Below are 24,707 nucleotides of genomic sequence, written 5' to 3'. Positions count from 1 at the left end.
GCCGCGTCCATCTCACTGGATGTACAGGGCTTGGCTCAAGTCCGCCGATCCCGGCGCAGCAACTGAAGTGTTCGAGCAATTCTTGCTGCTCTTGTTCATCGAGTAACAACTGGCCCGTGTACGGGTCGATCAGCTCGATCTGCCAGGCCAGTAGCGTGAAGCAGCTTTTAAGACAAAGCAGTGTCTTTGGCTGGATGCGCGCTGCGGCGTGAGCGAAATACAGCAAATACCGCAACTGACGGGCAAAATTGCCAACTGGCGTCACGCCTGCCTTGTCTGCTTCTCCAGCTATTTTATGCAGTGTTTCGAGCAGGCATCCAATGGCATCTTTGTCATCGCTTATCAGCTCCAGATGAGCCAGGCACTCTTCCGAGCGTTTCAGCAATACCTGGGCGTCGCTGAGAAACTCACCGTGCAGCTGATGCCACTCATTGCTGTTCAGCATGTGTAATCTCCACTGTTCATGGATGGCGATCGTAGGTCGCGTGTGGCAAGTGGCATCACGGTAAGCGCGAGAGTAAAGGCAAGTCTGTAGGCCGTTTCCGATTGTTCCGGTCGGGCTGCGTCGGATGTGACGCAGTCGTTGATTGGGGACCTGCGTGATCGCGTCGAACCGCTTTGCTGAAGGTCACTTGTCGCTGCAGGGACAAGGCGGGCGGGTGGCTCGACGTACGCGATCACTGAAACGATTCCGTTCACTCAATGAGAATGCCGTCACAGTAATAGCTCCCGGCGATAACGAATATCAGGTTTGCCCTGACTGTGGCTAAGGAATACCCCTACGGTCTTCACTGCGCTTGCATGAACGAAAGCTGTTTCATTGGTGGAATGATGGCGGGAGAGGAATGATATTAATAGGATGTCATTTCGTCGGGCAGGCACATTCTGATTAAGGTCTGATCGCCGTCAGCCGATAGCGTTTTAGCGAAATCAAATATGACCCTTGCTCCAGGAGCAACAGATGGCTGGCATTCTCGACACAGTAGATCAACGCACTCAGCTGGTGGGTGAGAACCGCCTGGAAATTCTCATGTTTCGCCTGGCCGGCCGACAGTTGTTCGCAATCAACGTGTTTAAGGTTCAGGAAGTACTCCAGCTGCCCAAGCTCACCTTGATGCCCCAGCGCCATCCCTATGTCTGCGGGGTGGTCAACCTTCGTGGACAGACGCTGCCGGTTATTGACCTGTCTCAGGCGATCGGCATGCGGCCGTTGGTGCCAAGCCCGTCGAGCACAATCATCGTCACTGAGTACAACCGCTCGGTTCAGGCATTCCTGGTGGGCGGTGTGGACCGCATCGTCAACATGAACTGGGAAGCGATTCTGCCACCACCGACCAGTGCGGGGCGCCAGCATTACCTGACCGCTATCAGTAAAGTCGATGACCAACTGGTTGAGATTATCGACGTGGAAAAAGTCCTCGCTGAAATCGTGCCCTACAGCGCCAAGGTCTCCCGTGAAAAACTTGAAGATCCGGTGCTGGAACGCGCCCGGGGGCGCGAAGTCCTGCTGGTCGACGACTCCAACGTGGCGTTGGCGCAATTACGCGAAACGCTGGGTCAGCTGGGCGTTAAAATGCACGTCGCCCGCGATGGCCTTAAAGCGCTGAACATGCTCAAGGGCTGGGCTGACAGCGGAGAGGTGATGACTGACAAGCTGCTGATGATCTTCACCGATGCCGAGATGCCGGAAATGGATGGCTACCGGTTGACCACCGAAATTCGTAACGACCCGAGGCTGCGCGGCCTGTACGTGGTGCTGCACACCTCGTTGTCAGGCAGTTTCAACGAGTCGATGGTCAAGAAGGTCGGCTGCGATAACTTCCTGTCCAAGTTCCAGCCGGACAAACTGGTTGACGTGGTCCGTGAGCGCTTGATGCTCGATCAATCGTAATAAGCGTTTCCAGCCTTCGTGACCTGTAATGGGTTGCGAGGGCTTTTTTGTGTCCGCGAGGCTGTAGACGCGGATCGGCTCGTATAAAGTAACGCTTTTTCCGCCATCATCAGATCACCCAAGGAAGCGTTCATGCCGCACCTCAGCGCGTTGTATCGTTACCCCCTCAAGTCCTGCAAGGCCGAGCCGCTGCAACGCGCGCAGTTCGATGAGTTGGGCCTGACCGGTGACCGACGCTGGATGTTGGTGGACGAGACCAATGGACGGTTTTTTACTCAGCGTGTGCTGCCGCAGATGTCACAGTTGTCGGTGCTGTGGAAGGAGGCGGGCGGCGTTACGCTGTCGGCGCCAGGTAATGCGCCCATTGATGTGCGGGTCCCGGAAGACGTGGAATCGAACCTGCGCGGCATCACGGTGTGGCGCGATACGTTCAGGGTGCCGGATGCCGGTGATGAAGCGGCGCGATGGGTCAGTGATTTTGTGGGCAGACCCACGCGCTTGGTGTACATGCCCAGCGAACGGGCACGTTGGCTGCCCAGTGGTTATGGCGATGTAAATGACCGGGTGAGTTTCGCTGACGGCTTCCCGCTGTTGCTGATCGGTCAGGCGTCGCTTGATGATTTGTCTGGCAAGATTGGCCGGGAGCAGGAAATGCTGCGCTTCCGGCCCAATCTGGTGGTGGAAGGCAGTGAAGCGTTCGCCGAGGATGGCTGGAAACGCATCCGCATCGGTGAAATGGAATTCCGTCTGCTCAAGGGCTGCTCGCGCTGCATTCTGACCACTATCGATCCTGCGACCGGTGAACGCACCGAAGATCGTGAACCCCTGACCACTCTCAAGACCTACCGGGAATGGGACGGGCAGATCTGGTTTGGGCAGAACATGGTCAGCGACGGCCCCGGCGTACTCGAAGTTGGCATGCCGGTTGAGGTTCTGGAGTAAGGGTTTACGCAGGCGCAGCCAGATGGCGAGAGGCGCAGACGGTCTCGTCAGCGCCTCCCGAACCCCTTATAAATCGTCAAAAAACCGCTCATGCCAATCCACCAGCGGCTGCGGTGCATTCAGCTTCTGTCCATAGATGACTGCGTAAGACAGTACGTTTTGTACGTACTGGCGGGTTTCATCGAACGGAATGCTTTCAACCCACACGTCGAACGCCAGGTGGTTCGCCCCTCTCAGCCATTGCCGTACACGACCTGGGCCCGCGTTATAGGCCGCTGAAGCCAGCACGCGGTTGCCGTTGAACTGGCTGTGAACCTGGCTCAGATAAGCCGCCCCAAGCTGAATATTCTTGTCCGGATCCAGCACCTGCGCGGGTGAGGTCAGCGGGATGCTGAACTTGCGAGCGGTCTCTTTGGCAGTGGCCGGCATCAGTTGCATCAGGCCACTGGCGCCGACACCGGAGCGTGCGTCGTCCATGAACGCGCTTTCCTGGCGGGTGATCGCGAACACCCAGCTTGAATGCAGGCCGCGCACCTGCGCTTCCCGAACCAGCGTGTCGCGGTGTGCCATCGGGAAGCGAATGTCCAGATCATCCCAGTACTGCGCCTGACTGATCGTGCGGATAGCCGGGAAGTACCACTTCATGTCGTACGCCAGTTTCGCCTGCGCAACCATCTCGTCACGGGTAAAGCGGCGGGTAACGTGGTACCACTCGCGACGCCCGTCAACGATCTGGCCGCGCTCGTAAAACTCAAGCGCACGACGCACGCCCGGCGTATTGCGTACTTTGTTGATGGTGGCCTGACTGAGCATCAGGGGTTTGTTGTTCAACTGGTAAGAGGTCTGAGTGCGATCCGCTGCCAGGAAGCCATAAAAGTCGCGCTCCTTGGCTACATTCTTGTAGAGCGCAGGCAGAAGAGGGCTGTTGGGCTGCGACAGCTCCAGTGAACGCGCCTGCCAGTAGCGCCAGCGATTGGTGGTGGCCAGCGATTGCGGCAGGCGACGCGTCAGTTCGTAAGCGTCATTCCAGCGGGCCAGGCGCAGCAGCAGGCGCAGGCGCCATTCGGTCACCGTGTCGTCGCGCAGATCCGGGTCGTACTTGGTCATCACCTCCAGGGCGCGGCCATCGTAGCTGCGCGCGAGGGTGAGGCCGATTTCCTTGGCGATCTGCACTTGTTCTTCGTGGGAAAAGCGCAGCGCCGGTGCGTAGGCGTCAAGCAGTTCGAGTGCGCGCTGGGGATCCTGCTTAGCCAGGCGGCGCAGGCCCAGGCCGACGACGTCCGACATTGCCTCGTCGGCAGGAACGAACTGGGCCTGGTTGTTGATCATTTCCGGCTTTTGCGCGACGGCAATCAGCAAGCGGCCTTGGGGGGCGAGGGAGTTCAGGCTGTTGACCAATTGGTTGGCCAGCGCGTAATTGCGGGTTTGCGCCGCCAGCTTGGCGCGCTGCCAACGTTTCTGCTCGGTGAGCTGGCCCTCGGCGGCCCACTGGGCAAAGAACGCATCACACGCAGCGGGCAGGGTCTTGCCGGTCATCCAGAGCTTCTCGGCGTTGGCGTAACCTTCTGCTTTCAAGTTGTGGCCTAACTGGTATTGACCATACAGGCAGTCCAGCTCGACGAAATTAAGCTTGGGATCGTAATACTCGACAAACGGTTGCCAGTCGCCCCGCGCTGCAAGTTGTCGCAGCCAGCGCAACTTCATGTAGTTGGCCTGGGGAAGGTCGCCGTGGTCGGCAAAGAACTTTTCGATCTCCTGATCGCTGGCGCTATTCAGGCGGGCGGTCAGTTCATCGTATGCAAGGTAGGGTTCGAGCGGATAATCGGCCAGCGCCGCGCCGTACATCCGATAAGGGCCAGAGTCGCCCTTGGCCAGCGCACGCTTGGCTTCATCGTAGTATTGGCGTTGTTGGGAGAGGTCGACCGCTTGGACAGACTGGGCGGCGGTCGCCGACAGAAGCAGGCAGGACAAAAGACTAAAGAAACGACTGCGCATGAGACTTCCGTGCAGATGAATCGTGAAAAGTGCCGCTAGCTTAGCGGTTTGCCAGCGCTGGTTGAAGCCTTCCGGGTTCGACGGTCACGGATGGAAACAATCTGTGTGTATAAAAAGAAATTATTTGGATGAGGGACTGCACATCCGTCATCCAATGCCGACATGCACCGGGTATCTCAGGTAGAATGCGCGCCCGGTTTTTGGAGAAGCTCATGACCCTGCTCAAATTCAGCGATGTGTCCCTTGCGTTCGGCTCCATGCCGTTGTTGGACAAGGTGTCGTGGCAGATCGCCCGTGGTGAGCGGGTCTGCATCATTGGTCGCAACGGCACTGGCAAGTCCAGCATGTTGAAGCTGGTCAAAGGCGTGCAAAAGCCCGATGACGGCAGCGTCTGGCGCGCCCCGGGCCTGAAAATCGGCGAGCTGCCGCAAGAGTTGCCGGTAGCCGACGACCGTACCGTTTTCGATGTGGTCGCTGAAGGCCTGGACGGTGTGGGCGCCTTGCTCGCCGAGTACCATCACCTGAGTCAGAACATCGTCACCGCCGAGGATCTGGACAAGCTGATGCACGTTCAGCAAGACCTCGAGGCCCGTGATGGCTGGCGCTTGCAGCAATTGGTAGACAGCACCCTCAGCCGTCTGCAGTTGCCCGCCGACAAAACCCTCGCCGAACTCTCCGGTGGCTGGCGTCGCCGGGTACTGCTGGCACAGGCGCTGGTCTCGGAGCCGGATCTGCTGCTGCTCGACGAGCCGACTAACCACCTGGACATCGGTGCGATTGCCTGGCTCGAAGAGGCGCTGAAAGATTTCCAGGGCGCCGTTCTGTTCATCACGCACGACCGTTCCTTCCTGCAGAACCTCGCCACGCGCATTCTTGAGCTGGATCGTGGCGGCCTGATTGACTGGAACGGCGACTACGCCAGCTTCCTGGTCCACAAGGAAGCTGCGCTGGCCGCCGAAGAAACCGCCAACGCACTGTTCGACAAGCGTCTGGCTCAGGAAGAAGTCTGGATCCGCCAGGGCATCAAAGCGCGACGCACCCGCAACGAAGGTCGTGTGCGCGCCTTGAAAGAACTGCGTGTAGAGCGCAGTGAGCGCCGCGAGCGTACCGGTAAGGCCAACATTCAGCTGGATACCGCCGACAAGTCCGGCAAACAGGTGATGGTGCTCGACAACGTCAGCTTCGCCCACCCGGGTGGCCCGATGTTGATCAAGGACTTCTCGATGGTCCTGCAGCGCGAAGATCGCATTGGTCTGCTGGGCGCAAACGGCACTGGCAAGACCACTCTGCTCAAGTTGATGCTCGACAATCTTCAGCCCACCAGTGGCACGGTTGAAGTGGGTACGCGTCTGGATGTCGCTTACTTCGATCAGTTGCGCCATCAGTTGGATCTGGAAAAGACCGTTATCGACAACGTAGCAGAAGGTCGTGATTTCATCGATATCGATGGCCAGAGCCGCCACGTTTTGAGTTACCTGGGCGACTTCCTGTTCAGCCCACAGCGCGCCCGTACGCCGGTTAAAGCCTTGTCAGGTGGTGAGCGCGCCAGGTTGCTGTTGGCAAAACTGTTCAGCAAACCGGCCAACCTGCTGGTACTCGATGAGCCGACCAACGATCTGGACGTCGAAACCCTCGAGCTGCTTGAAGAGGTTCTGTTGACCTTCAAGGGCACGGTGCTGATGGTCAGCCACGACCGGGCATTCCTCGACAACGTCGTGACCAGCACCCTCGTGTTCGAAGGCGAGGGCAAGGTTCGCGAGTTCGTTGGCGGCTATCAGGACTGGTTGCGCCAAGGCGGTTCGCCGCGGTTGTTGGGTGTCACCGACAGCAAGTCGGGCAAGTCCGAACTGGCGACTGCAGTGGTTGAGGCTCAGCCTGTAGCTGCAGCGGAAATGCCGGTCGCCAAGAAAAAGCTCAGCTATAAGTTGCAGCGCGAACTCGAAGCGTTGCCAGCCCAGATCGACGCTGTTGAAGCGCAGATGGCTGTACTGAATGCTGAAATGGCCGAGCCTGGCTTCTACCAGCGTCCTGCCGAGCAGACCACAGCGGTGATCGCTCAGCTGGAAAGCCTGCAGGGCGAGTTAGACGGTCTGCTTGAGCGTTGGGCTGAGCTGGACGATTGATCGAGTCACGACCGATGTGAAAAAGCCCGAGCCCCTTCAAGGGTTCGGGCTTTTTGTTTGGACTGTTAACTGAATTGTGTGGCGCAAGCAGCAGCTTGAATCAATCGGCTCGCTTGACCAGTCGAACAGCCAATACGTCGCACGGTGCGCCGTGGAGTACGTCGTTGGCGGTGGAACCCAGCAATAGTGAAAGGCCGTGGCGACCGTGACTGCCGACCACGATCAGATCGACCTGGTGCTCTTTGGCGAGCTGATGGATTTCCTGGCGTGGCTGGCCGTAGGTCAGATGGCTGTCACCGGTTTTAACATCAGGGTATTTGAGTTTCAGTTTTTCCAGCTTCTCTTTTGCCTGGTCGAACTGCTGCTGTTGCAGTTGCGACAAGTCCATTGGGACATCGCCGCCAAACGCCATGGCCATGGGTTCGACAATGTGAACCAGTGAAAGCTTGGCGCCGCTGGCGAGCGCGAGACTCATGGCCCGTTTGATAACCGGATCGCACTCTTCAGTGAGGTCCACGGCGACCAAAATATGTGTATAGGACATGGGATGTTCCTTCTGAGGTTTGCGATGGTGGTAATTATGGCTCTTTTCGCGCGCCTCATGGCACGCCATTCTTTTTGCGACTACCGCCGTGTAGAGCCGGGAATACAAATATGACGGTGTGGATAGTGCTGTCAATCCTGGCCGTTGTCCTGAGTCCTTTGGTCTGGCTGCGTCCGTCGCGGCAGCAGAGTGGCAGAATGGCGCTACGGATGGAAGCCAGGCGCATGGGCCTGGCAATGCAATTGACGCCCCAGCAATGGCCGCACTGGTTGCCCAAAGAGCCGCCGAGTCCCTGCGCTCAGTACCATCGTCCACGCCGCTCCTCCAAACCCGATAGTTGGGTGTATTTCCAGACGACGCCGGGCGTATGGCTCAATCAGTGGCGTGAGCAATGTGAAGACGCTCGTCTGATGGCGCAATTTCAGACACTGCCTGAGGATGTCTACAAGGTGGAGGCGGGGCCGCAACTTATTGCGCTTTACTGGGCAGAAAAAGGTGAAGCGCAAGTATTGCAGCGAATTACCGAGGTGTTGAAGGCGCTTGCGTGAACGTGGGGGGCCAAATCTCAAGCATTAAAAAGCCCGATAACAACATCGGGCTGGGGTTGGCCAGGCAGGCCGTGATTCTGGGCGCTTCGCGGTGCGATGCAGCGTCGTCCCGGGCAATTCGAGAGTTGTAGCACCACCAATGAACCGTCTTGATGCGCGGTTCAGTGAATGTAGGCCTTATTGGTGCAATTGTCTGCGCTGAGGGTGTTTTTTTCCATTCCCTCGGGGATTTTCCGCTTCCCGTCATGTGGCGTTCACCCCGATGGCTGAAAATTCATCACCCTGATGAATGCAGACTTATCAGCGCACCGCTTCTACCCGATTTTGCCCGTTATGTCGGCTGTTGGCTCAATTGACAATTGCTGGAATATGCTCGAAGGTGTGTCACCCAAATCAAACGGGCGTATGAATTGAGCGTTTGCCGTACGAATGTTCTGACAGACGCTCGACTCGTTTCGACGGGGTGCCTGCGTTTGGTGTTTTGAATCGGCGATGTCGCCGTGTCATTCGCCGGAATTCAGCGTCGATACGTATTGTTCAGCTTCCATATCATGGAGATCAGTTGATGATTTACGAAGGTAAAGCCATCACGGTTAAGGCTCTTGAAAGTGGCATCGTCGAACTGAAGTTCGACCTCAAGGGTGAGTCCGTCAACAAGTTCAACCGTCTCACTCTCAGTGACCTGCGCCAGGCCATTGATACCATCAAAGCCGATCAGTCGATCAAAGGCGTAATCGTGACCAGTGGCAAAGACGTGTTCATCGTCGGCGCCGACATCACAGAATTCGTCGAGAATTTCAAACTGCCAGACGCAGAGCTGGTCGCTGGCAACCTTGAGGCCAACCGCATCTTCAGTGATTTCGAAGACCTGGGTGTGCCCACCGTTGCTGCGATCAACGGCATTGCGCTGGGTGGCGGGCTGGAAATGTGTCTCGCCGCTGACTTCCGCGTGATGTCGACTGCCGCCAAGATCGGCCTGCCTGAAGTCAAACTTGGCATCTATCCAGGCTTTGGCGGCACCGTGCGTCTGCCACGTCTGATTGGCGTCGATAACGCCGTCGAGTGGATCGCTTCCGGCAAAGACAATAGTGCTGAAGATGCACTGAAAGTGGGCGCTGTCGATGCGGTTGTCGTACCTGAGAAGCTTCAGGAAGCAGCGCTGGATCTGATCAAGCGTGCGATTTCCGGCGAGTTCGACTTCCGCGCCAAGCGTCAGCCCAAGCTTGAAAAACTCAAACTCAATGCCATCGAGCAAATGATGGCTTTCGAAACCGCCAAAGGGTTTGTAGCGGGCCAGGCTGGTCCTAACTACCCGGCGCCCGTTGAAGCGATCAAGAGCATCCAGAAGGCAGCAAACTTCGGTCGAGAAAAGGCGCTGGAAATTGAAGCTGCCGGTTTCGTCAAACTGGCGAAAACCTCCGCTGCTCAAAGCCTGATTGGCCTGTTCCTGAACGATCAGGAACTGAAAAAGAAAGCCAAGATCTACGACGAAGTCGCCAAGGACGTGAAGCAGGCGGCCGTGCTGGGCGCTGGCATCATGGGCGGCGGTATTGCCTATCAGTCGGCTGTCAAAGGCACGCCGATCCTGATGAAAGACATCCGCGAAGAGGCCATTCAACTGGGGCTTGGCGAGGCGTCGAAGCTGCTCGGCAAGCGCGTTGAAAAAGGTCGTCTGACGCCGGAAAAAATGGCTGAAGCGCTGAATGCGATTCGTCCTACCCTGTCCTACGGTGATTTCGGCAACGTCGACCTGGTCGTCGAAGCGGTCGTCGAGAATCCGAAGGTCAAGCAGGCCGTGTTGTCGGAAGTGGAAGGGCAGGTGGGTGAAAACACCATTCTGGCTTCCAATACCTCGACGATTTCCATCAGCCTGTTGGCCAAAGCCCTCAAGCGCCCGGAAAACTTCGTCGGCATGCACTTCTTCAACCCGGTGCACATGATGCCGCTGGTTGAAGTGATCCGCGGCGAGAAGTCCAGCGAAATCGCTGTCGCCACCACCGTCGCTTACGCCAAGAAAATGGGCAAGAACCCGATTGTGGTCAACGACTGCCCGGGCTTCCTGGTCAACCGCGTTCTGTTTCCTTACTTCGGCGGTTTTGCGAGGCTGATCAGTGCCGGTGTCGACTTCGTGCGCATCGACAAGGTGATGGAGAAGTTCGGCTGGCCAATGGGCCCGGCATACTTGATGGACGTCGTCGGCATCGACACCGGTCACCACGGCCGCGATGTCATGGCCGAAGGCTTTCCGGACCGTATGAAAGATGAGCGTCGCTCCGCAATCGATGCGTTGTACGACGCCAATCGTCTCGGTCAGAAGAACGGCAAAGGTTTTTACGTTTACGAGACCGACAAAAAGGGCAAGCCGAAGAAAGTGGTCGATGCTTCCGTGCTGGAAGTACTTAAGCCGATCGTTTACGAGCATCGTGAGGTCAGCGACGAAGACATCATCAACTGGATGATGATCCCGTTGTGCCTGGAAACCGTGCGTTGCCTGGAAGATGGCATTGTCGACACGGCTGCCGAGGCTGATATGGGCCTGATCTACGGCATCGGTTTCCCTCCGTTCCGAGGCGGCGCATTGCGCTACATCGATTCCGTCGGTGTTGCACAGTTTGTGGCCCTGGCTGACCAATATGCTGATCTGGGCGCGCTGTACCACCCCACTGCGAAGCTGCGCGAGATGGCCCAGAACGGCCAGAGCTTCTTCGGTTAAGTGCCCAACGAGTAGGTGAGAATATGAGCTTGAATCCCAGAGACGTCGTGATTGTCGACTTCGGTCGCACCCCGATGGGCCGCTCCAAGGGTGGCATGCACCGCAACACCCGCGCTGAAGACATGTCGGCGCACCTGATCAGCAAATTGCTGGAACGCAACGCCAATATCGATCCTGCAGAAGTTGAGGATGTGATCTGGGGCTGCGTCAACCAGACCCTGGAGCAGGGTTGGAACATCGCCCGGATGGCGTCGCTGATGACGCAAATCCCGCACACTTCTGCTGCGCAAACCGTGAGCCGCCTCTGCGGTTCGTCCATGAGCGCCCTGCACACCGCAGCGCAAGCGATCATGACGGGCAATGGCGACGTATTTGTCATTGGCGGCGTCGAGCACATGGGCCACGTCGGCATGATGCATGGTGTCGACCCTAACCCGCACATGTCGCTGTATGCGGCCAAGGCATCCGGCATGATGGGCCTGACCGCCGAGATGCTGGGCAAAATGCACGGTGTGACCCGTGAGCAGCAAGACGCGTTTGCCGTCCGTTCGCACAAACTCGCGCATCAAGCCACCGTTGAAGGCAACTTCAAGGACGAAATCATCCCGATGCAAGGGTATGACGAGAACGGTTTCCTGAAGATGTTCGATTACGACGAGACCATTCGTCCAGAAACCACGCTGGAAAGCCTGGCCGCTTTGAAACCGGCGTTCAATCCGAAAGGTGGTACGGTCACGGCGGGTACATCGTCGCAGATCACTGACGGCGCTTCGTGCATGATCGTCATGTCCGGACAGCGTGCCATGGACCTCGGCATTCAGCCACTGGCGGTTATCCGCTCGATGGCGGTGGCGGGCGTGGACCCTGCGATCATGGGCTACGGACCGGTGCCGGCAACGCAGAAAGCACTCAAGCGAGCCGGCCTCGCCATTGGCGATATCGACTACTTTGAGCTGAACGAAGCGTTCGCTGCACAGGCCTTGCCCGTGCTGAAAGATTTGAAAGTACTCGACAAGATGGACCAGAAGGTTAACCTGCACGGCGGCGCTATCGCCTTGGGTCATCCTTTCGGATGCTCCGGAGCGCGTATCTCCGGCACCTTGCTCAATGTCATGAAGCAAAAAGGCGGCACCCTCGGTGTTGCGACCATGTGCATTGGCCTGGGGCAGGGCATCACCACGGTCTTCGAACGCGTCTGATTGCTGTGATGTTGCAAGCCGGGGCCTGGTGCCCCGGCTTTTGTTTTTTTCAGGAAACGCTTTCTGGCATTTTTTTTTGCTGCAGCCCGTAAGGAGTCACCATGAGTTTGCAACCGGGTCTCTACCGTCACTATAAAGGTCCCGAGTACCGTGTCTTTGGTGTTGCGCGGCATTCCGAGACCGAAGAAGAAGTGGTGTTCTACCAAGCGCTGTACGGGGAATTCGGGCTCTGGGTCAGGCCCTTGAACATGTTCAAGGAGTCCGTCGAGGTTGACGGCGAGCAGGTGCCACGCTTTGCTCTGGTCGAGGCCGAACCGGACCGGTTTGCAACGTCTTGAGGCTGGCCCTTGCAGTAGCCATTGCTTGACCTCATCTTGTAGCCACTATATATAGCGGGGCCTCGACGGCTCTAACGTCTTTTTTCTAGCATTCAGGAATTTTCCGATCCATGGGCAAATCGCTGGTCATTGTGGAATCCCCGGCTAAGGCCAAGACCATCAACAAGTATTTGGGCAACCAGTACGTGGTGAAGTCGAGTATCGGCCATATCCGAGACCTGCCCACCAGCGGTTCGGCTAGCGCCAGTAAGGAGCCTGCCGCCAAGCGTGGCAAGGCTGCTGCAGGCGAAGTCCCCGCGCTCTCGCCCAAGGATAAAGCCAAGCGCCAGTTGGTGGCGCGCATGGGCGTCGATCCGGACCATGGCTGGAAGGCCAAGTATGAAATCCTTCCCGGCAAGGAGAAGGTGATCGAGGAGCTGCGTCGTCTGGCCAAAGATGCCGACACCATCTATCTCGCAACGGACTTGGACCGCGAGGGGGAAGCCATTGCCTGGCACCTGCGCGAAGCCATCGGCGGTGACGATTCGCGCTACAAGCGTGTCGTGTTCAACGAAATCACTAAAAAAGCCATTCAGGAAGCGTTCTCCCGACCGGGTGAGCTGGACATCGATCGTGTCAATGCACAGCAAGCACGTCGGTTCCTCGACCGCGTTGTGGGTTACATGGTCTCGCCGTTGCTGTGGCAGAAAATTGCCCGTGGCCTCTCCGCTGGCCGGGTTCAGTCGGTCGCAGTGAAGCTGGTGGTAGAGCGTGAGCGCGAGATCCGTGCGTTCAACCCTGAAGAGTACTGGGAAGTCCACGCAGACCTCGGCACTGCCAAGGGCGCCAATGTGCGCTTTGAAGTGGCCCGCGAAAACGGCGAGGCCTTCAAGCCGCTGAACGAAGCGCACGCCATGGCTGCGCTGGAAAAACTGAAGACCTCGGCGTACACCATCGCCAAGCGCGAGGACAAACCGACCAGCAGCAAGCCGTCGGCACCTTTCATCACTTCCACGTTGCAGCAGGCGGGTAGCAACCGTCTTGGCTTCGGCGTGAAGAAAACCATGATGATGGCCCAGCGCTTGTATGAGGCCGGCTACATCACCTACATGCGTACCGACTCGACCAACCTGTCGACTGACGCTGTGGCCATGGCTCGCACGTATATCGAGACGGAATTCGGCAAGAAGTACCTGCCTGAGTCGCCGATCGTCTACAGCAGCAAAGAAGGCGCTCAGGAGGCTCACGAAGCGATTCGTCCGTCGGACGTGAACACGCACCCAAGCAAACTGACGGGTATGGAGCGTGATGCAGAGCGCTTGTATGAGTTGATCTGGCGCCAGTTCGTGGCCTGCCAGATGCCGCCCGCGCAGTACCTGTCTACAACGGTCAGCGTGTCTGCAGCCGAGTTTGAATTGCGCGCCAAGGGCCGTATCCTCAAGTTCGACGGTTACACCCGTGTCCTGCCGCAAATGACCAAGCCCGGCGACGATGACGTCCTGCCTGACATGGCTCAGGGCGACAAGATGAAGCTGATCAAGCTTGATCCGACTCAGCACTTCACCAAGCCGCCCGCGCGCTATTCCGAGGCGAGCCTGGTGAAGGAAATGGAGAAGCGCGGTATCGGCCGTCCATCGACCTACGCCGCGATCATTTCGACCATTCAGGACCGAGGCTATGTGGCGTTGCATAACCGCCGCTTCTACTCGGAAAAAATGGGCGACATCGTCACCGAGCGTCTTTCCGAGAGCTTCTCCAATCTGATGGACTACGGCTTCACCGCCGGCATGGAAGAAAACCTCGACGACGTGGCGAAGGGGGGGCGTGACTGGAAAAACGTCCTTGACGAATTCTACGGCGACTTCAAGAAGAAGCTGGAGGTTGCAGAAGCGGCTGACAGCGGTATGCGCTCCAACCAGCCGGTGATGACTGACATCCCGTGCAAGGTTTGCGGCCGTCCCATGCAGATTCGCACCGCATCGACAGGTGTGTTCCTCGGTTGCTCGGGCTACAGCCTGCCACCTAAAGAACGCTGCAAAGCCACCGTCAACCTGACGCCGGGCGATGAAATTGCAGAAGATGACGAGGGTGAATCTGAATCCCGCGTTCTGCGCGGCAAGCATCGTTGCCCGGTGTGCAGTACGGCCATGGACGCCTACCTGCTAGATGAGAAACACAAGCTGCACATCTGCGGTAATAACCCCGATTGCGTGGGGTACGAGATCGAAGAAGGCACTTACCGCATCAAGGGCTATGAAGGCCCGAGCGTTGAGTGCGACAAGTGTGGCGGTGAGATGCAGCTCAAGACGGGCCGGTTCGGCAAGTTCTTCGGCTGCACCAACTGCAAGAACACGCGCAAGCTGCTCAAGAGCGGTGAAGCTGCGCCGCCTAAGATGGACCCGGTGAAGATGCCTGAGCTGAAATGCGACAAGGTCGACGACACCTATATCCTGCGCGACGGCGCTTCCGGGTTGTTCCTGGCGGCCAGCCAATTCCCGAAGAACCGCGAAACCCGTGCGCCGCTGGTCATGGAGATCGTGCCGCACAAGGACGCAATCGATCCCAAGTATCACTTCCTGTGCGAGGCGCCGAAGAAAGACCCGGATGGCCGCCCGGCTGTGATTCGTTTCAGCCGCAAGTCCAAAGAGCAATACGTTCAGACTGAGGTAGAGGGCAAGCCGACAGGCTGGCGCGCTTTCTACGACGGCAAAGTGTGGAAGGTCGAAGACAAGCGTTGATCATTGGCGTCTGACTTGACTGGCAGGCGTCTGCGGTTTGCGTTAAAAGTGTCCCTCGGTTCGCCGGGGGATTTTTTTGTCTGGATGGGGAATGTCGTCCTTACCGGTTACCACTCGTTAATGACGGAGGCCGCTGTCATGGCTCATGAACTCTACACCCGTACCAATCAGAAGCTTTTTTTTGCCGGACTGGCGCTTGAGGCAATGGCCAAGGCCAAAGCCAGCGGTGCCATGAATGCTCAAGGCCTTGAGCAGGCTGAGCGTGAGTCGGCGGTCTTTCATCTGTACGGCGCGTTGCTGGGGCTTTGTCACGAGATTGCAGGCTATTACAGGCTGCCTCAGGCCAGTGCGCCTCGCGCGGAAACCCTGTTGACGCCTCAGGTGCTTGAAGCAATCGCTATTCCGGAAATGGCCGAGCTGGTCGAACTCGCCCATCAACGGGAAACATGGCTTGCGCAGCTGCTTGCTTCCTACAACGCGCTTTTCCAGCCGCCGCGCGCACCGAAAAAAGTCAAAGGCGACGTCAGGCAGCCGTTGATCATTGCGGTGGGGGGCGAGGAGGAGGCTGAGCCGGACTTGAGTCGCGAAGAGATGGAGAGCTGGCGTCAACAGCTGAAGGGACTCGCCATCCGCTTCCGTGACGGGCTCAGCGAGTGCTGAACTCGAGTGATCGATGGGCTAGGGCCTGAGGCATCAGGCTGGTACAATGCCGGCCTTTCGTGGAGAACAGTCTTAATGCCAACGTCTTTTCTGGAAATTGTCGAATTGCCTGATGGCCGTATCGAGTTGCGCCGCGCCGAGGATGAAGGTTCTCTGGTCACGCTGAACTTCTCTGAAGACGCCAAGGCTTTTCTGCAGGGCCAACACGTTGAGGTCGCCAAGGCGATGCTGAGTGTGGGCGTGCAGATGGCCGGTCGTCTTGCTGAGGGTGAGCTTGAAAAAGACGATGGCCCGCGAGTGCTTCATTGAGTCGTTGATGCATTGTTGGCTGGCTTCAGATATCCCTTCTACTTCCCATCCCTGAGCAGTCCGCGCCTTGCAGCGAGCTTTCCTCCTGCGCTCAACCCAGGCGAATGTTCAAGCTTTGTGCATCGCCAATCTTCGCGGCGCTGATCAGTTGCTGACGTGCAATCCCGTTGATTGGATTGATCCAGCTGACTACTGTGTGGCTCCGTCCAAGGCGTAAAGCTTCTCGGGTGAGTTCCAGAGCGGTCTGCGTGCCACGCGGTTGCAGCAAGAGAATGCGTTCCCGATTCAGACCTGCATCCCGAAGCCAGGCCTGTGTCACGCTTGAAGGCGGGGCGATCAGTGTCAGCCAGCGTGCGTTTTGCTCCTGACTGAGCTCTCTCAAGACCGGAGCAAGAAGGCTCAGGCAGTTCCCGGCAGCGCCACGCAATGACAATTCACTGAATGCCTCCGGCTCACTGCTCCATGGCGCTTCTACCCTGTCTTCAAGGATCGGCGCTTTGAGCATTGGCGCAAGCGGCTGCGTCATGAAGGCTTCGAACAGCGGCAGTTGAGCGTGTTGTTGCTGTGCCTGTGGGAACTGCATGGACGTTCTCCTTTAGCGGCGAATTACGCCGACACTCAGACCTTCGATAACCAGATCCTGATCTTTGAGATTCACTTCAATGGGAGCGAAGTCAGGATTCTCTGCGATCAACCAAACCCTGCTGCCTTCACGCTTGAACCGCTTGACGGTTACTTCGTCTCCGATGCGCGCGACGACGATCTGGCCGTTACGTGCTTCTCGAGTGGTGTGCACTGCAAGCAGGTCGCCGTCCAGAATCCCGACATCCTTCATGCTCATTCCATGGACCCGGAGCAGGTAATCGGCGCTCGGGTGAAAAAACGCCGGGTTGATGCTCAAGGATTCTTCGATGTGTTGCTGAGCCAGGATGGGCGCACCGGCGGCGACACGGCCAATGATAGGCAGGCCACTTTCTTCTGATTTGGCTTCAAAGCCAGGAATTCGAATGCCGCGTGAAGCACCGGGGGTCATTTCAATGGCGCCCTTGCGGGCCAGCGCTTTGAGATGTTCCTCGGCGGCGTTGGGCGACTTGAAGCCCAGTTCCTGAGCGATTTCCGCACGGGTGGGCGGGTAGCCGTTGTCTTCCAGGCAGCGTTTGATGAAATCCAGGATTTCGGCTTGGCGTGACGTCAGTTTGATCATTGGGCTCGCTCTGTCTTTTTATACAGTGACTGGGATTATATACAGTGATCTGATCTTGGCAATCTCCCTTTTTGCACTCCAGCAACGGCGCCCGGTTAAACGTTGCTGACCGGCTTGGGAAAGGGTCGGCTACAGACCCCGGTTTATATGATTAAATGCCGCGTGACTGGCCGGACAGAAAACGAACGGCAGGGTTGACAGTCAGCAGGCTGAAACGTATGTTTCAAACAGTTGTTTGTCAGGCAGAGAACCATGGCCCAGTCGGAAACAGTTGAACGTATTCTCGATGCTGCAGAGCAGTTGTTTGCGGAAAAAGGGTTTGCTGAAACCTCGCTCAGGCTCATCACCAGTAAGGCGTCAGTCAATCTGGCGGCAGTTAACTACCATTTCGGTTCCAAGAAGGCGCTGATTCAAGCAGTCTTCTCGCGTTTCCTCGGGCCGTTCTGCATCAGTCTGGACCGCGAGCTCGAACGTCGTCAGGGCAAGCCTGATCAGAAGCCGACCCTCGAGGAATTGCTTGAGATGCTGGTCGAGCAGGCGCTCGTCGTGCAGCCTCGCAGCGGTAATGATCTGTCGATCTTCATGCGCCTGTTGGGATTGGCATTCAGCCAGAGCCAAGGCCATTTGCGGCGTTATCTGGAAGACATGTACGGCAAAGTGTTCCGCCGCTATATGTTGCTGGTAAACGAAGCCGCCCCCCGAATCCCCCCGATCGAGTTGTTCTGGCGCGTGCATTTCATGCTTGGCGCTGCTGCGTTCAGCATGTCGGGCATCAAGGCACTGCGGGCAATTGCCGAGACCGACTTCGGCGTCAATACGTCCATCGAGCAAGTCATGCGCCTCATGGTGCCGTTTCTGGCGGCCGGCATGCGAGCCGAAACGGGCGTCATCGACTCCGCAATGATCAGTGCGCAACTCAGGCCGCGCACAAAAAGTCAGGCCCCTGCCAAAGTCTGATTGCGACAGGGTGCGAGCGCATTTGCGTCGCATCCGTCGATCAAGCACCATGCCCGCCATGTGCATGAGTTGCTGAAGGATCTTCATATGAGTTCTGGCCTGCAAGGCTCCCTGATGGTCGACGTCGCCGGTACCTGGCTGACCGCCGAGGACCGTCAGTTTCTGCGTCAGCCCGAGGTGGGCGGCCTGATCATTTTTGCCCGTAATATCGAAAGTCCACGTCAGGTGCGTGAGCTGAGCGCGTCCATCCGTGCGATTCGTCCCGACCTGCTGCTGGCGGTGGACCAGGAGGGCGGTCGTGTCCAGCGTCTGCGTCAAGGCTTCGTCCGGCTCCCGGCGATGCGTGCGATTGCCGACAATCCCAATGCTGAAAATCTCGCCGAGCACTGTGGCTGGCTCATGGCAACCGAAGTGCTCGCTGTCGGCCTCGACCTCAGCTTTGCCCCAGTGCTGGACCTCGATTACCAGCGCAGCGCTGTGGTCGGCACTCGTGCTTTCGAGGGCGATCCCGAGCGCGCAGCCCTGTTGGCCGGTGCGTTCATCCGGGGGATGAATGCTGCGGGCATGGCTGCCACCGGCAAACACTTCCCAGGTCATGGCTGGGCGGAGGCGGACTCCCATGTCGCCATCCCGACCGACGAGCGTAGCCTGGAAACCATCCGCGCCAATGATCTTGTGCCTTTCGCACGTCTGAGCAAGCAGCTCGCCGCAGTCATGCCCGCCCACGTTATTTACCCTCAGGTCGACACCCAGCCCGCAGGCTTCTCTCGCCGCTGGCTGCAAGACATTCTCAGGGGTGAGCTGGGCTTTGACGGGGTCATCTTCAGCGATGATCTGTCCATGGCGGGCGCACATGTGGTGGGCGACGCAGCCAGTCGTATCGAAGCCGCGCTCTCGGCGGGCTGTGACATGGGCCTGGTGTGCAACGACCGCGGCGCCGCAGAACTGGCCCTCGGCGCAGCCCAGCGCCTGAACATCAAACCTGCTGCACGGATAGCGAAGATGCGCGGCCAGGCGTGGGCTTCCACTGAGTACCGCCAGCATCCGCGCTGGCTGGCAGCGCTGGAATCACTCCGTGCAGCTCAACTGATCGACTGAGGAAACCACATGACTGTTTACGCAATCATCGGCGGCACCGGCCTGACGCAACTTGAAGGGCTCACGATTCGTCAGTCGCTGCCAGTGAACACCCCATACGGCGCGCCGTCCGGGGACATTCAGGTCGGTGAATACGCTGGACGCGAAGTCATGTTCCTTGCCCGCCACGGGCATCCACACCGGGTTCCCCCGCACAAGATCAACTACCGCGCCAATGTGTGGGCATTGAAACAGGCCGGTGCCCAAGCGATTCTGGCGGTTAACGCTGTCGGTGGAATCCATCCTGATATGGGCACCGGCCATTTCTGCGTTCCCCACGATCTGGTGGACTTCACCAGCGGTCGTGAGCACACCTTCTTTGACGACGACCTTGAGCAGGTCACACACATAGACTTTAGCTTCCCGTACAGTCAGCCGCTGCGCGAGCGTTTGATCGCTGCACTGAGGGCTGAAGCCTGTGCTTTCAGTGATGCTGGTGTGTATGCCTGCACCCAAGGCCCGCGTTTGGAAACGGCGGCCGAGATAGTGCGCCTGGAGCGGGACGGCTGTGACATCGTCGGAATGACTGGCATGCCGGAAGCTGCGCTTGCGCGTGAGTTAGGCCTGGAGTATGCCTGTCTGGCGCTGGTGGTGAACCCCGCAGCGGGCAAGTCGGTGTCGATCATCACGATGGCTGAAATCGAACAGGCTCTGCACCACGGCATGGGTAAGGTCAAAGCGACGCTCGCCCGAGTGCTGAGCGCTGCCTGATACTGCCGGCCAACCTTTTGGAAGATACGAACGTCGTCCTGTGTAATAGCCTGCAAAGAGCTGGCACAGGCGCGCTTATTCAACTTCCATGAGCGCGCGTGACGACTCGCCGCTAGACAGCATTCAGATGTTTGATGGGTGACGCTGGGAGGGGAGTGGCAGGCGAGGCATCACCTGAAGGACAAGCTGCCTCGCTAACCCGTTACCGCAGGGTGGCTCAGAGAGAGCCGACCGCTTTACTTGCTGCCACTGCTCGACTTTTCAGTGCCGCCAGTGGATTTGTCGGTGCCGCTGCTGGCGCCGCCAGTGGTCGGCGTGCTGCCGTTACCGTTGTTGCTGCCCATGCCTTTGGTGCCTGGCGTTGAGGACGTGTCTGAGCGGGTAGTGCCGTCAGTGCTTTGGCCCATGCTTGATGAGCTGTTTTTTGGCCCATTGCTGTCAACCGGGTTGGTTGGACCTGTCGAACCTGCGAATGCCGAGCCGGCAGCTGCAGTAAGAAGGCCGGCGAGGGTGAGGGCAGTCAGTTTGCGCTTGATCATGATGTGAATCCCATTGTTGTCGTCGATACCCTTTGGTCTGGTTGGGAGGTGCAGAGGTGCCCTTGATCCCGACAGACGGTCATTCATCATTGCCCGACGTCATCATCGACAAACTTCGTAACACATCACTTCAATTGACCGCTTTTGATGCCGTCCTCCATCCGGGAGGTCTTCAAAAGTGCGGGCTCGCAGCCTGGTTTGCGGCCGAAGTGGCGGATTGATATTAAATTTGCTCGAAACTAGACAACCTCTGTCTTAGCCAATAAAAGCAGGGGTTTCGTGGCCACACGCTGTAGGAAAACACCTACAGGAAATGGTTTTCGATACAGGCTGTCGAGAGACTGTCATCAAACAGAAATGTTTCCGGTTTTAAATCTGCCTCGGGTCATGAATTGTGACCACACACACCCAATTCTCTTGTTGAGGTACTGCCGTGATTCTGCTGACTAAAAAACGCCTGTCACTCCTTCTGGCTTCAATGTGCTTGAGCGGGATGGCACACGCTGTTGACGTCACCGGTGCAGGTTCGAGCTTTGTCTTTCCGGTTATCTCCAAGTGGTCGCAGGATTACAGCAAGAGCGCCGATAACCGCGTGAACTATCAGTCGATCGGTTCGGGCGGCGGTATCGCTCAGATCAAGGCGGCAACCGTCGACTTCGGCGCCTCTGACGCCCCGATGTCCGCTGATGACCTGAAGGCTGCTGGCCTGGGTCAATTCCCAAGCGTGATCGGCGGTATCGTTCCGATCTACAACGTTGAAGGCATCGATTCCGGCAAGCTGAAACTCGACGGTCAATCACTGGCTGATATCTTCCAAGGCACCATCAAAACCTGGAACGACCCTAAACTGGTTGCTCTGAACCCTGACCTCAAACTGCCAGCGACTGCGATCACCGTGGTTCACCGTTCGGACGGTTCGGGTACTTCGTTCAACTTCACCAGCTACCTGGCCAAAGTCAGCGACGCGTGGAAATCCGGCCCAGGTACAGGCTCAGCCGTTCAATGGCCAGTGGGCGTGGGCGGCAAGGGTAACGAAGGTGTGGCCGCTTACGTAAAACAGATCAAGGGTTCGATCGGTTACGTTGAATACTCCTACGCTACTCAGAACAAAATCTCCTACTCGCAGCTGAAAAACGCCGCAGGCAAGTTCATCGAGCCTAACGCCAAAGCGTTCGCTGCTGCTGCTGACACTGCCGATTGGGCAAGCGCCAAAGACTTCAACCTGATCATGACCAACGCTCCGGGCGACGCTGCATGGCCGATCACCGCAACAACCTGGATCATCATGTACAAGCAACCTAAGAACGCCGAGAAAAGCGCTGCTGCTTTCGACTTCTTCAAATGGTCGCTGGAAAAAGGTCAGGCCCAGGCAGAAGCCCTGGAATACGTAGCCCTGCCTGCATCGCTGGTCAGCAAGATCGAAGACTATTGGAAAACAGAGTTCAAGAAGTAACTCAACGCTTCTGAGTCTTACCCCTGTCATCGCCGCCCGGTGACAGGGTTTCTTTGCGAGTGGACCTACCATGACTGAAAACACCCAATATATGTCCGCTGTCATTCCGGATGTCCAATCCGAGAGCGAAAAACGCGCGGCCCGCGATCATCGTCACGACGCCTGGTTCAGGCGCACGATGCTGGGCGCGGCTCTGTTGGTGCTGGTTCTGCTGGCGAGTATTGCTGGCTCTACGCTGTGGGGCGGAGCCCTGGCGTTCAAGACCTTTGGTTTCGAATTTCTGACCAGTACCGAATGGGACGTGGTCAACGGCAAATTTGGCGCTCTGGTTCCGATCTACGGCACCTTGGTGACCTCCTTTCTCGCGCTGCTGATCGCCGTTCCGGTGAGCTTCGGCATCGCAATCTTCCTGACTGAAGTCGCACCGCCGTGGTTGCGCATGCCGATTGCTTCTGCAGTCGAATTGCTGGCGGGCATTCCCTCGATCATCTACGGGATGTGGGGCCTGTTCGTGTTTGGCCCGTTCATGGCCGAAAACATGGCGCCCTGGATCAACGACAACCTCGGCGCCTTGCCTTTGATCGGTCCGATCTTCCAGGGGCCGCCGCTGGGGATCGGCATGCTGACCGCTGGCATCGTGCTTGCGATCATGATCACCCCGTTCATTACCTCGGTGATGCAGGAAGTGTTTCGCAGCGTGCCGGTGGCCCTCAAAGAGTCTGCCTACGCGCTGGGTGGCACGACCTGGGAAGTGGTCTGGGACATCGTCCTGCCTTATACCCGCTCGGCGGTGGTCGGCGGGATTTTCCTTGGACTGGGCCGCGCCCTTGGCGAAACCATGGCCGTGACCTTCGTGCTGGGTAACGCCCACCAATTCTCGGCGTCACTGATGATGCCGAGCAGCTCGATCGCCTCGGTCATCGCCAACGAGTTCAGCGAGGCCTACACCGATCTGCACCGTTCAGCGCTGATCGCCTTGGGCTTCCTGTTGTTTGTAGTCACGTTCATCGTACTGGCCCTGGCCCGTCTGATGCTGTCTCGTCTGTCGCGCAAGGAGGGAGTATGAGCAAGGCCGATAACGAAAACCTGTACCGCATGCGCAGTCTGAAAAACATCATCGCGATGATCTTGAGCTGCGGTGCCACGGCGTTCGGTTTGCTGTGGCTGGTGTGGATTCTGCTGACCACCGTGGTCAATGGCTTTCAGGCGCTCAACACCCGATTGTTTACTGAGATGACGCCGCCCCCCGGTTCCGAAGGTGGTCTGGCCAACGCCTTTTATGGCAGCTTTCTGATGTCCGGCATTGGCCTGTTGATCGGCACGCCGATTGGTTTGATGGCCGGCATCTGGCTCGCCGAGTTCGCCCGTCACACCAAGTTGGGCAACGCAGTGCGCTTCATCAACGATATCCTGCTGTCGGCGCCGTCGATTGTCCTGGGCCTGTTCGTGTACACCGCCGTCATCCTGCCGCTGAGCGCCGTCACTAACCATCAGGTCGGTTTCTCTGCCCTGGCGGGTGCACTGGCTTTGGCATTGCTGGTGATTCCGGTGGTGGTGCGCACCACCGATGAAATGCTTCAGTTGCAACCGTCAACCATGCGCGAAGCCGCCCTGGCCCTCGGTGTGCCGCAGTGGAAGCTGACGCTGCAGATCGTTCTGCGCGCGGCCAAAGCAGGCGTCGTGACCGGTGTGCTGCTGGCATTGGCGCGCATCACGGGCGAAACCGCTCCTCTGTTGTTCACCGCCTTCGGTAACCAGTTCTGGAGCAGCGACATTCTCAAGCCAATCGCCAGCGTTCCTGTGGTGATCTTCCAGTACGCCATGAGCCCGTTCGATGACTGGCATTCCCTGGCATGGGCCGGCGCGTTGATCCTGACAATGTTCGTTTTGGTGCTCAGCCTCAGCTCCCGTCTAATTCTTTTGCGTAATAGGTCGTCCTGATGAATAACCTTTCCCTTGCCGATGAAAAAACCAAGATCCAGGTACGCGGCCTCGAGTTTTTCTACAACGATCACAAGTCGCTCAAGTCCATCGACATGAACATTCCCGAGAAGCGCATCACGGCGATCATCGGTCCTTCGGGCTGCGGCAAATCGACGTTGCTGCGGGTGTTCAACCGCATTTATTCGATGTACCCCAAGCAGGAAGCGCGCGGCGAAGTATTGCTCAACGGCGAAAACATCCTGGCCCCGAGCTATTCGATGAACCGCCTGCGCAGCAACGTTGGCATGGTGTTCCAGAAGCCGGTGCCGTTCCCGATGTCGATCTTCGAGAACATTGCCTACGCGGTGCGTCACCACGAGAAGCTTTCGCGTCGGGAGATGGAAGAGCGCGTGGAACAGGCGCTGCGTGGCGCGGCGTTGTGGGATGAAGTGAAGGACAAACTCAAGCAGAGCGCCCAGAGCCTGTCGGGCGGTCAGCAACAGCGTCTGTGCATCGCCCGGACCATCGCGTTGCGTCCTGAAGTGCTGTTGCTTGACGAGCCGACCTCGGCCCTCGATCCGATCTCAACCGGCCGTATCGAGCAACTGATCACCGAGCTCAAAGAGCAGTTCACGGTGATCATCGTCACGCACAACATGCAACAGGCAGCGCGTTGCTCGGACTACACCGCGTTCATGTTCATGGGCGAATTGATCGAGCACGGCGACACCGACACCATCTTCACCAAGCCTTCGAAGACTCAGACCGAGGACTACATTACCGGTCGTTTCGGCTGAGTTATCT

At 57.9% G+C, this 24,707-nt stretch carries 22 protein-coding genes and 1 pseudogene; 17 read left to right on the top strand and 6 right to left on the bottom strand.

Annotated elements, in window-relative coordinates; translation table 11 throughout:
• Window positions 1-70 precede the first annotated feature (70 nt).
• Window positions 71-445, bottom strand: a pseudogene (locus tag OYW20_RS15605) (hypothetical protein); the annotation flags it as partial.
• Window positions 446-961: 516 nt separating this feature from the next.
• On the opposite strand from OYW20_RS15605, the gene OYW20_RS15600 reads away from it, so the two are divergent.
• Window positions 962-1,891, top strand: a complete 930-nt coding sequence (locus tag OYW20_RS15600; protein ID WP_268796853.1) for a chemotaxis protein CheV — start codon at window positions 962-964, stop codon at window positions 1,889-1,891.
• Between the two features lie 132 nt (window positions 1,892-2,023).
• A complete protein-coding gene (locus OYW20_RS15595) occupies window positions 2,024-2,833 on the top strand; it encodes an MOSC domain-containing protein (protein WP_268796852.1) in 810 nt (269 codons plus the stop codon).
• A gap of 66 nt (window positions 2,834-2,899) precedes the next feature.
• Here OYW20_RS15595 and OYW20_RS15590 read toward each other — a convergent pair whose 3' ends face one another.
• Window positions 2,900-4,828: a transglycosylase SLT domain-containing protein gene (locus OYW20_RS15590; protein WP_268796851.1), complete on the bottom strand. Its 1,929-nt coding sequence runs from the start codon at window positions 4,826-4,828 to the stop codon at window positions 2,900-2,902.
• A gap of 212 nt (window positions 4,829-5,040) precedes the next feature.
• On the opposite strand from OYW20_RS15590, the gene OYW20_RS15585 reads away from it, so the two are divergent.
• Window positions 5,041-6,951, top strand: coding sequence for an ATP-binding cassette domain-containing protein (locus OYW20_RS15585; RefSeq protein WP_268796850.1), 1,911 nt, complete (start codon window positions 5,041-5,043; stop codon window positions 6,949-6,951).
• Window positions 6,952-7,051: 100 nt separating this feature from the next.
• Here OYW20_RS15585 and OYW20_RS15580 read toward each other — a convergent pair whose 3' ends face one another.
• On the bottom strand, window positions 7,052-7,495 hold the full coding sequence (locus OYW20_RS15580; protein ID WP_268796849.1) for a universal stress protein: 444 nt from the start codon (window positions 7,493-7,495) through the stop codon (window positions 7,052-7,054).
• A 110-nt stretch (window positions 7,496-7,605) separates the two neighbouring features.
• On the opposite strand from OYW20_RS15580, the gene OYW20_RS15575 reads away from it, so the two are divergent.
• From OYW20_RS15575 to OYW20_RS15545, 7 genes are all read left to right on the top strand, one after another.
• Window positions 7,606-8,043 carry a hypothetical protein gene (locus OYW20_RS15575; protein WP_268796848.1) on the top strand — a complete coding sequence of 146 codons (438 nt, stop codon included), beginning with the start codon at window positions 7,606-7,608 and terminating at the stop codon, window positions 8,041-8,043.
• A 565-nt stretch (window positions 8,044-8,608) separates the two neighbouring features.
• Window positions 8,609-10,756, top strand: a complete 2,148-nt coding sequence (fadB, locus tag OYW20_RS15570; protein ID WP_268796847.1) for a fatty acid oxidation complex subunit alpha FadB — start codon at window positions 8,609-8,611, stop codon at window positions 10,754-10,756.
• A 23-nt stretch (window positions 10,757-10,779) separates the two neighbouring features.
• On the top strand, window positions 10,780-11,955 hold the full coding sequence (fadA, locus tag OYW20_RS15565; RefSeq protein WP_268796846.1) for an acetyl-CoA C-acyltransferase FadA: 1,176 nt from the start codon (window positions 10,780-10,782) through the stop codon (window positions 11,953-11,955).
• A 101-nt stretch (window positions 11,956-12,056) separates the two neighbouring features.
• Complete coding sequence (locus OYW20_RS15560) at window positions 12,057-12,293, top strand: DUF1653 domain-containing protein (protein WP_268796845.1); 237 nt, start codon at window positions 12,057-12,059, stop codon at window positions 12,291-12,293.
• 110 nt (window positions 12,294-12,403) lie between these two features.
• Window positions 12,404-15,010 (top strand): type I DNA topoisomerase, encoded by a 2,607-nt coding sequence (gene topA, locus OYW20_RS15555; protein ID WP_268796844.1) that lies wholly within the window; start codon window positions 12,404-12,406, stop codon window positions 15,008-15,010.
• A gap of 138 nt (window positions 15,011-15,148) precedes the next feature.
• Window positions 15,149-15,670 carry a DUF6586 family protein gene (locus OYW20_RS15550; RefSeq protein WP_268796843.1) on the top strand — a complete coding sequence of 174 codons (522 nt, stop codon included), beginning with the start codon at window positions 15,149-15,151 and terminating at the stop codon, window positions 15,668-15,670.
• A gap of 75 nt (window positions 15,671-15,745) precedes the next feature.
• A complete protein-coding gene (locus OYW20_RS15545; RefSeq protein ID WP_268796842.1) occupies window positions 15,746-15,979 on the top strand; it encodes a hypothetical protein in 234 nt (77 codons plus the stop codon).
• 91 nt (window positions 15,980-16,070) lie between these two features.
• On the opposite strand, the gene sulA is transcribed toward OYW20_RS15545, so the two are convergent.
• Both sulA and lexA read right to left on the bottom strand, forming a co-directional pair.
• Window positions 16,071-16,562 (bottom strand): SOS-induced cell division inhibitor SulA, encoded by a 492-nt coding sequence (gene sulA / locus OYW20_RS15540; RefSeq protein WP_268796841.1) that lies wholly within the window; start codon window positions 16,560-16,562, stop codon window positions 16,071-16,073.
• A gap of 12 nt (window positions 16,563-16,574) precedes the next feature.
• Window positions 16,575-17,183, bottom strand: coding sequence for a transcriptional repressor LexA (gene lexA, locus OYW20_RS15535; protein WP_268796840.1), 609 nt, complete (start codon window positions 17,181-17,183; stop codon window positions 16,575-16,577).
• Between the two features lie 252 nt (window positions 17,184-17,435).
• On the opposite strand from lexA, the gene psrA reads away from it, so the two are divergent.
• The 3 genes from psrA to OYW20_RS15520 all read left to right on the top strand — a co-directional run bounded on the left by psrA (window position 17,436) and on the right by OYW20_RS15520 (window position 19,988).
• Window positions 17,436-18,140, top strand: a complete 705-nt coding sequence (gene psrA / locus OYW20_RS15530; RefSeq protein WP_268796839.1) for a transcriptional regulator PsrA — start codon at window positions 17,436-17,438, stop codon at window positions 18,138-18,140.
• Window positions 18,141-18,239: 99 nt separating this feature from the next.
• Complete coding sequence (gene nagZ / locus OYW20_RS15525) at window positions 18,240-19,238, top strand: beta-N-acetylhexosaminidase (protein WP_268801153.1); 999 nt, start codon at window positions 18,240-18,242, stop codon at window positions 19,236-19,238.
• Between the two features lie 9 nt (window positions 19,239-19,247).
• A complete protein-coding gene (locus OYW20_RS15520) occupies window positions 19,248-19,988 on the top strand; it encodes an S-methyl-5'-thioinosine phosphorylase (protein ID WP_268796838.1) in 741 nt (246 codons plus the stop codon).
• Window positions 19,989-20,224: 236 nt separating this feature from the next.
• On the opposite strand, the gene OYW20_RS15515 is transcribed toward OYW20_RS15520, so the two are convergent.
• Window positions 20,225-20,527 carry a hypothetical protein gene (locus tag OYW20_RS15515; RefSeq protein ID WP_268796837.1) on the bottom strand — a complete coding sequence of 101 codons (303 nt, stop codon included), beginning with the start codon at window positions 20,525-20,527 and terminating at the stop codon, window positions 20,225-20,227.
• Between the two features lie 433 nt (window positions 20,528-20,960).
• On the opposite strand from OYW20_RS15515, the gene pstS reads away from it, so the two are divergent.
• The 4 genes from pstS to pstB all read left to right on the top strand — a co-directional run bounded on the left by pstS (window position 20,961) and on the right by pstB (window position 24,700).
• Window positions 20,961-21,980, top strand: a complete 1,020-nt coding sequence (gene pstS, locus OYW20_RS15510; RefSeq protein WP_268796836.1) for a phosphate ABC transporter substrate-binding protein PstS — start codon at window positions 20,961-20,963, stop codon at window positions 21,978-21,980.
• A gap of 70 nt (window positions 21,981-22,050) precedes the next feature.
• Window positions 22,051-23,046 carry a phosphate ABC transporter permease subunit PstC gene (gene pstC / locus OYW20_RS15505; protein ID WP_268796835.1) on the top strand — a complete coding sequence of 332 codons (996 nt, stop codon included), beginning with the start codon at window positions 22,051-22,053 and terminating at the stop codon, window positions 23,044-23,046.
• Entirely contained in the window at window positions 23,043-23,921 is an 879-nt protein-coding gene (pstA, locus tag OYW20_RS15500; RefSeq protein ID WP_268796834.1) for a phosphate ABC transporter permease PstA, read from the top strand. The genes pstC and pstA overlap by 4 nt, the downstream gene beginning before the upstream one ends.
• On the top strand, window positions 23,921-24,700 hold the full coding sequence (gene pstB / locus OYW20_RS15495; RefSeq protein ID WP_268796833.1) for a phosphate ABC transporter ATP-binding protein PstB: 780 nt from the start codon (window positions 23,921-23,923) through the stop codon (window positions 24,698-24,700). The genes pstA and pstB overlap by 1 nt, the downstream gene beginning before the upstream one ends.
• Window positions 24,701-24,707 lie beyond the last annotated feature (7 nt).

The sequence above is a fragment of the Pseudomonas sp. BSw22131 genome (assembly GCF_026810445.1).
Classification (GTDB): domain Bacteria; phylum Pseudomonadota; class Gammaproteobacteria; order Pseudomonadales; family Pseudomonadaceae; genus Aquipseudomonas; species Aquipseudomonas huanghezhanensis.
The sequence above is the reverse complement of the archived record's forward strand: the minus strand, read 5'-3'. Positions and strand labels throughout refer to the sequence as shown.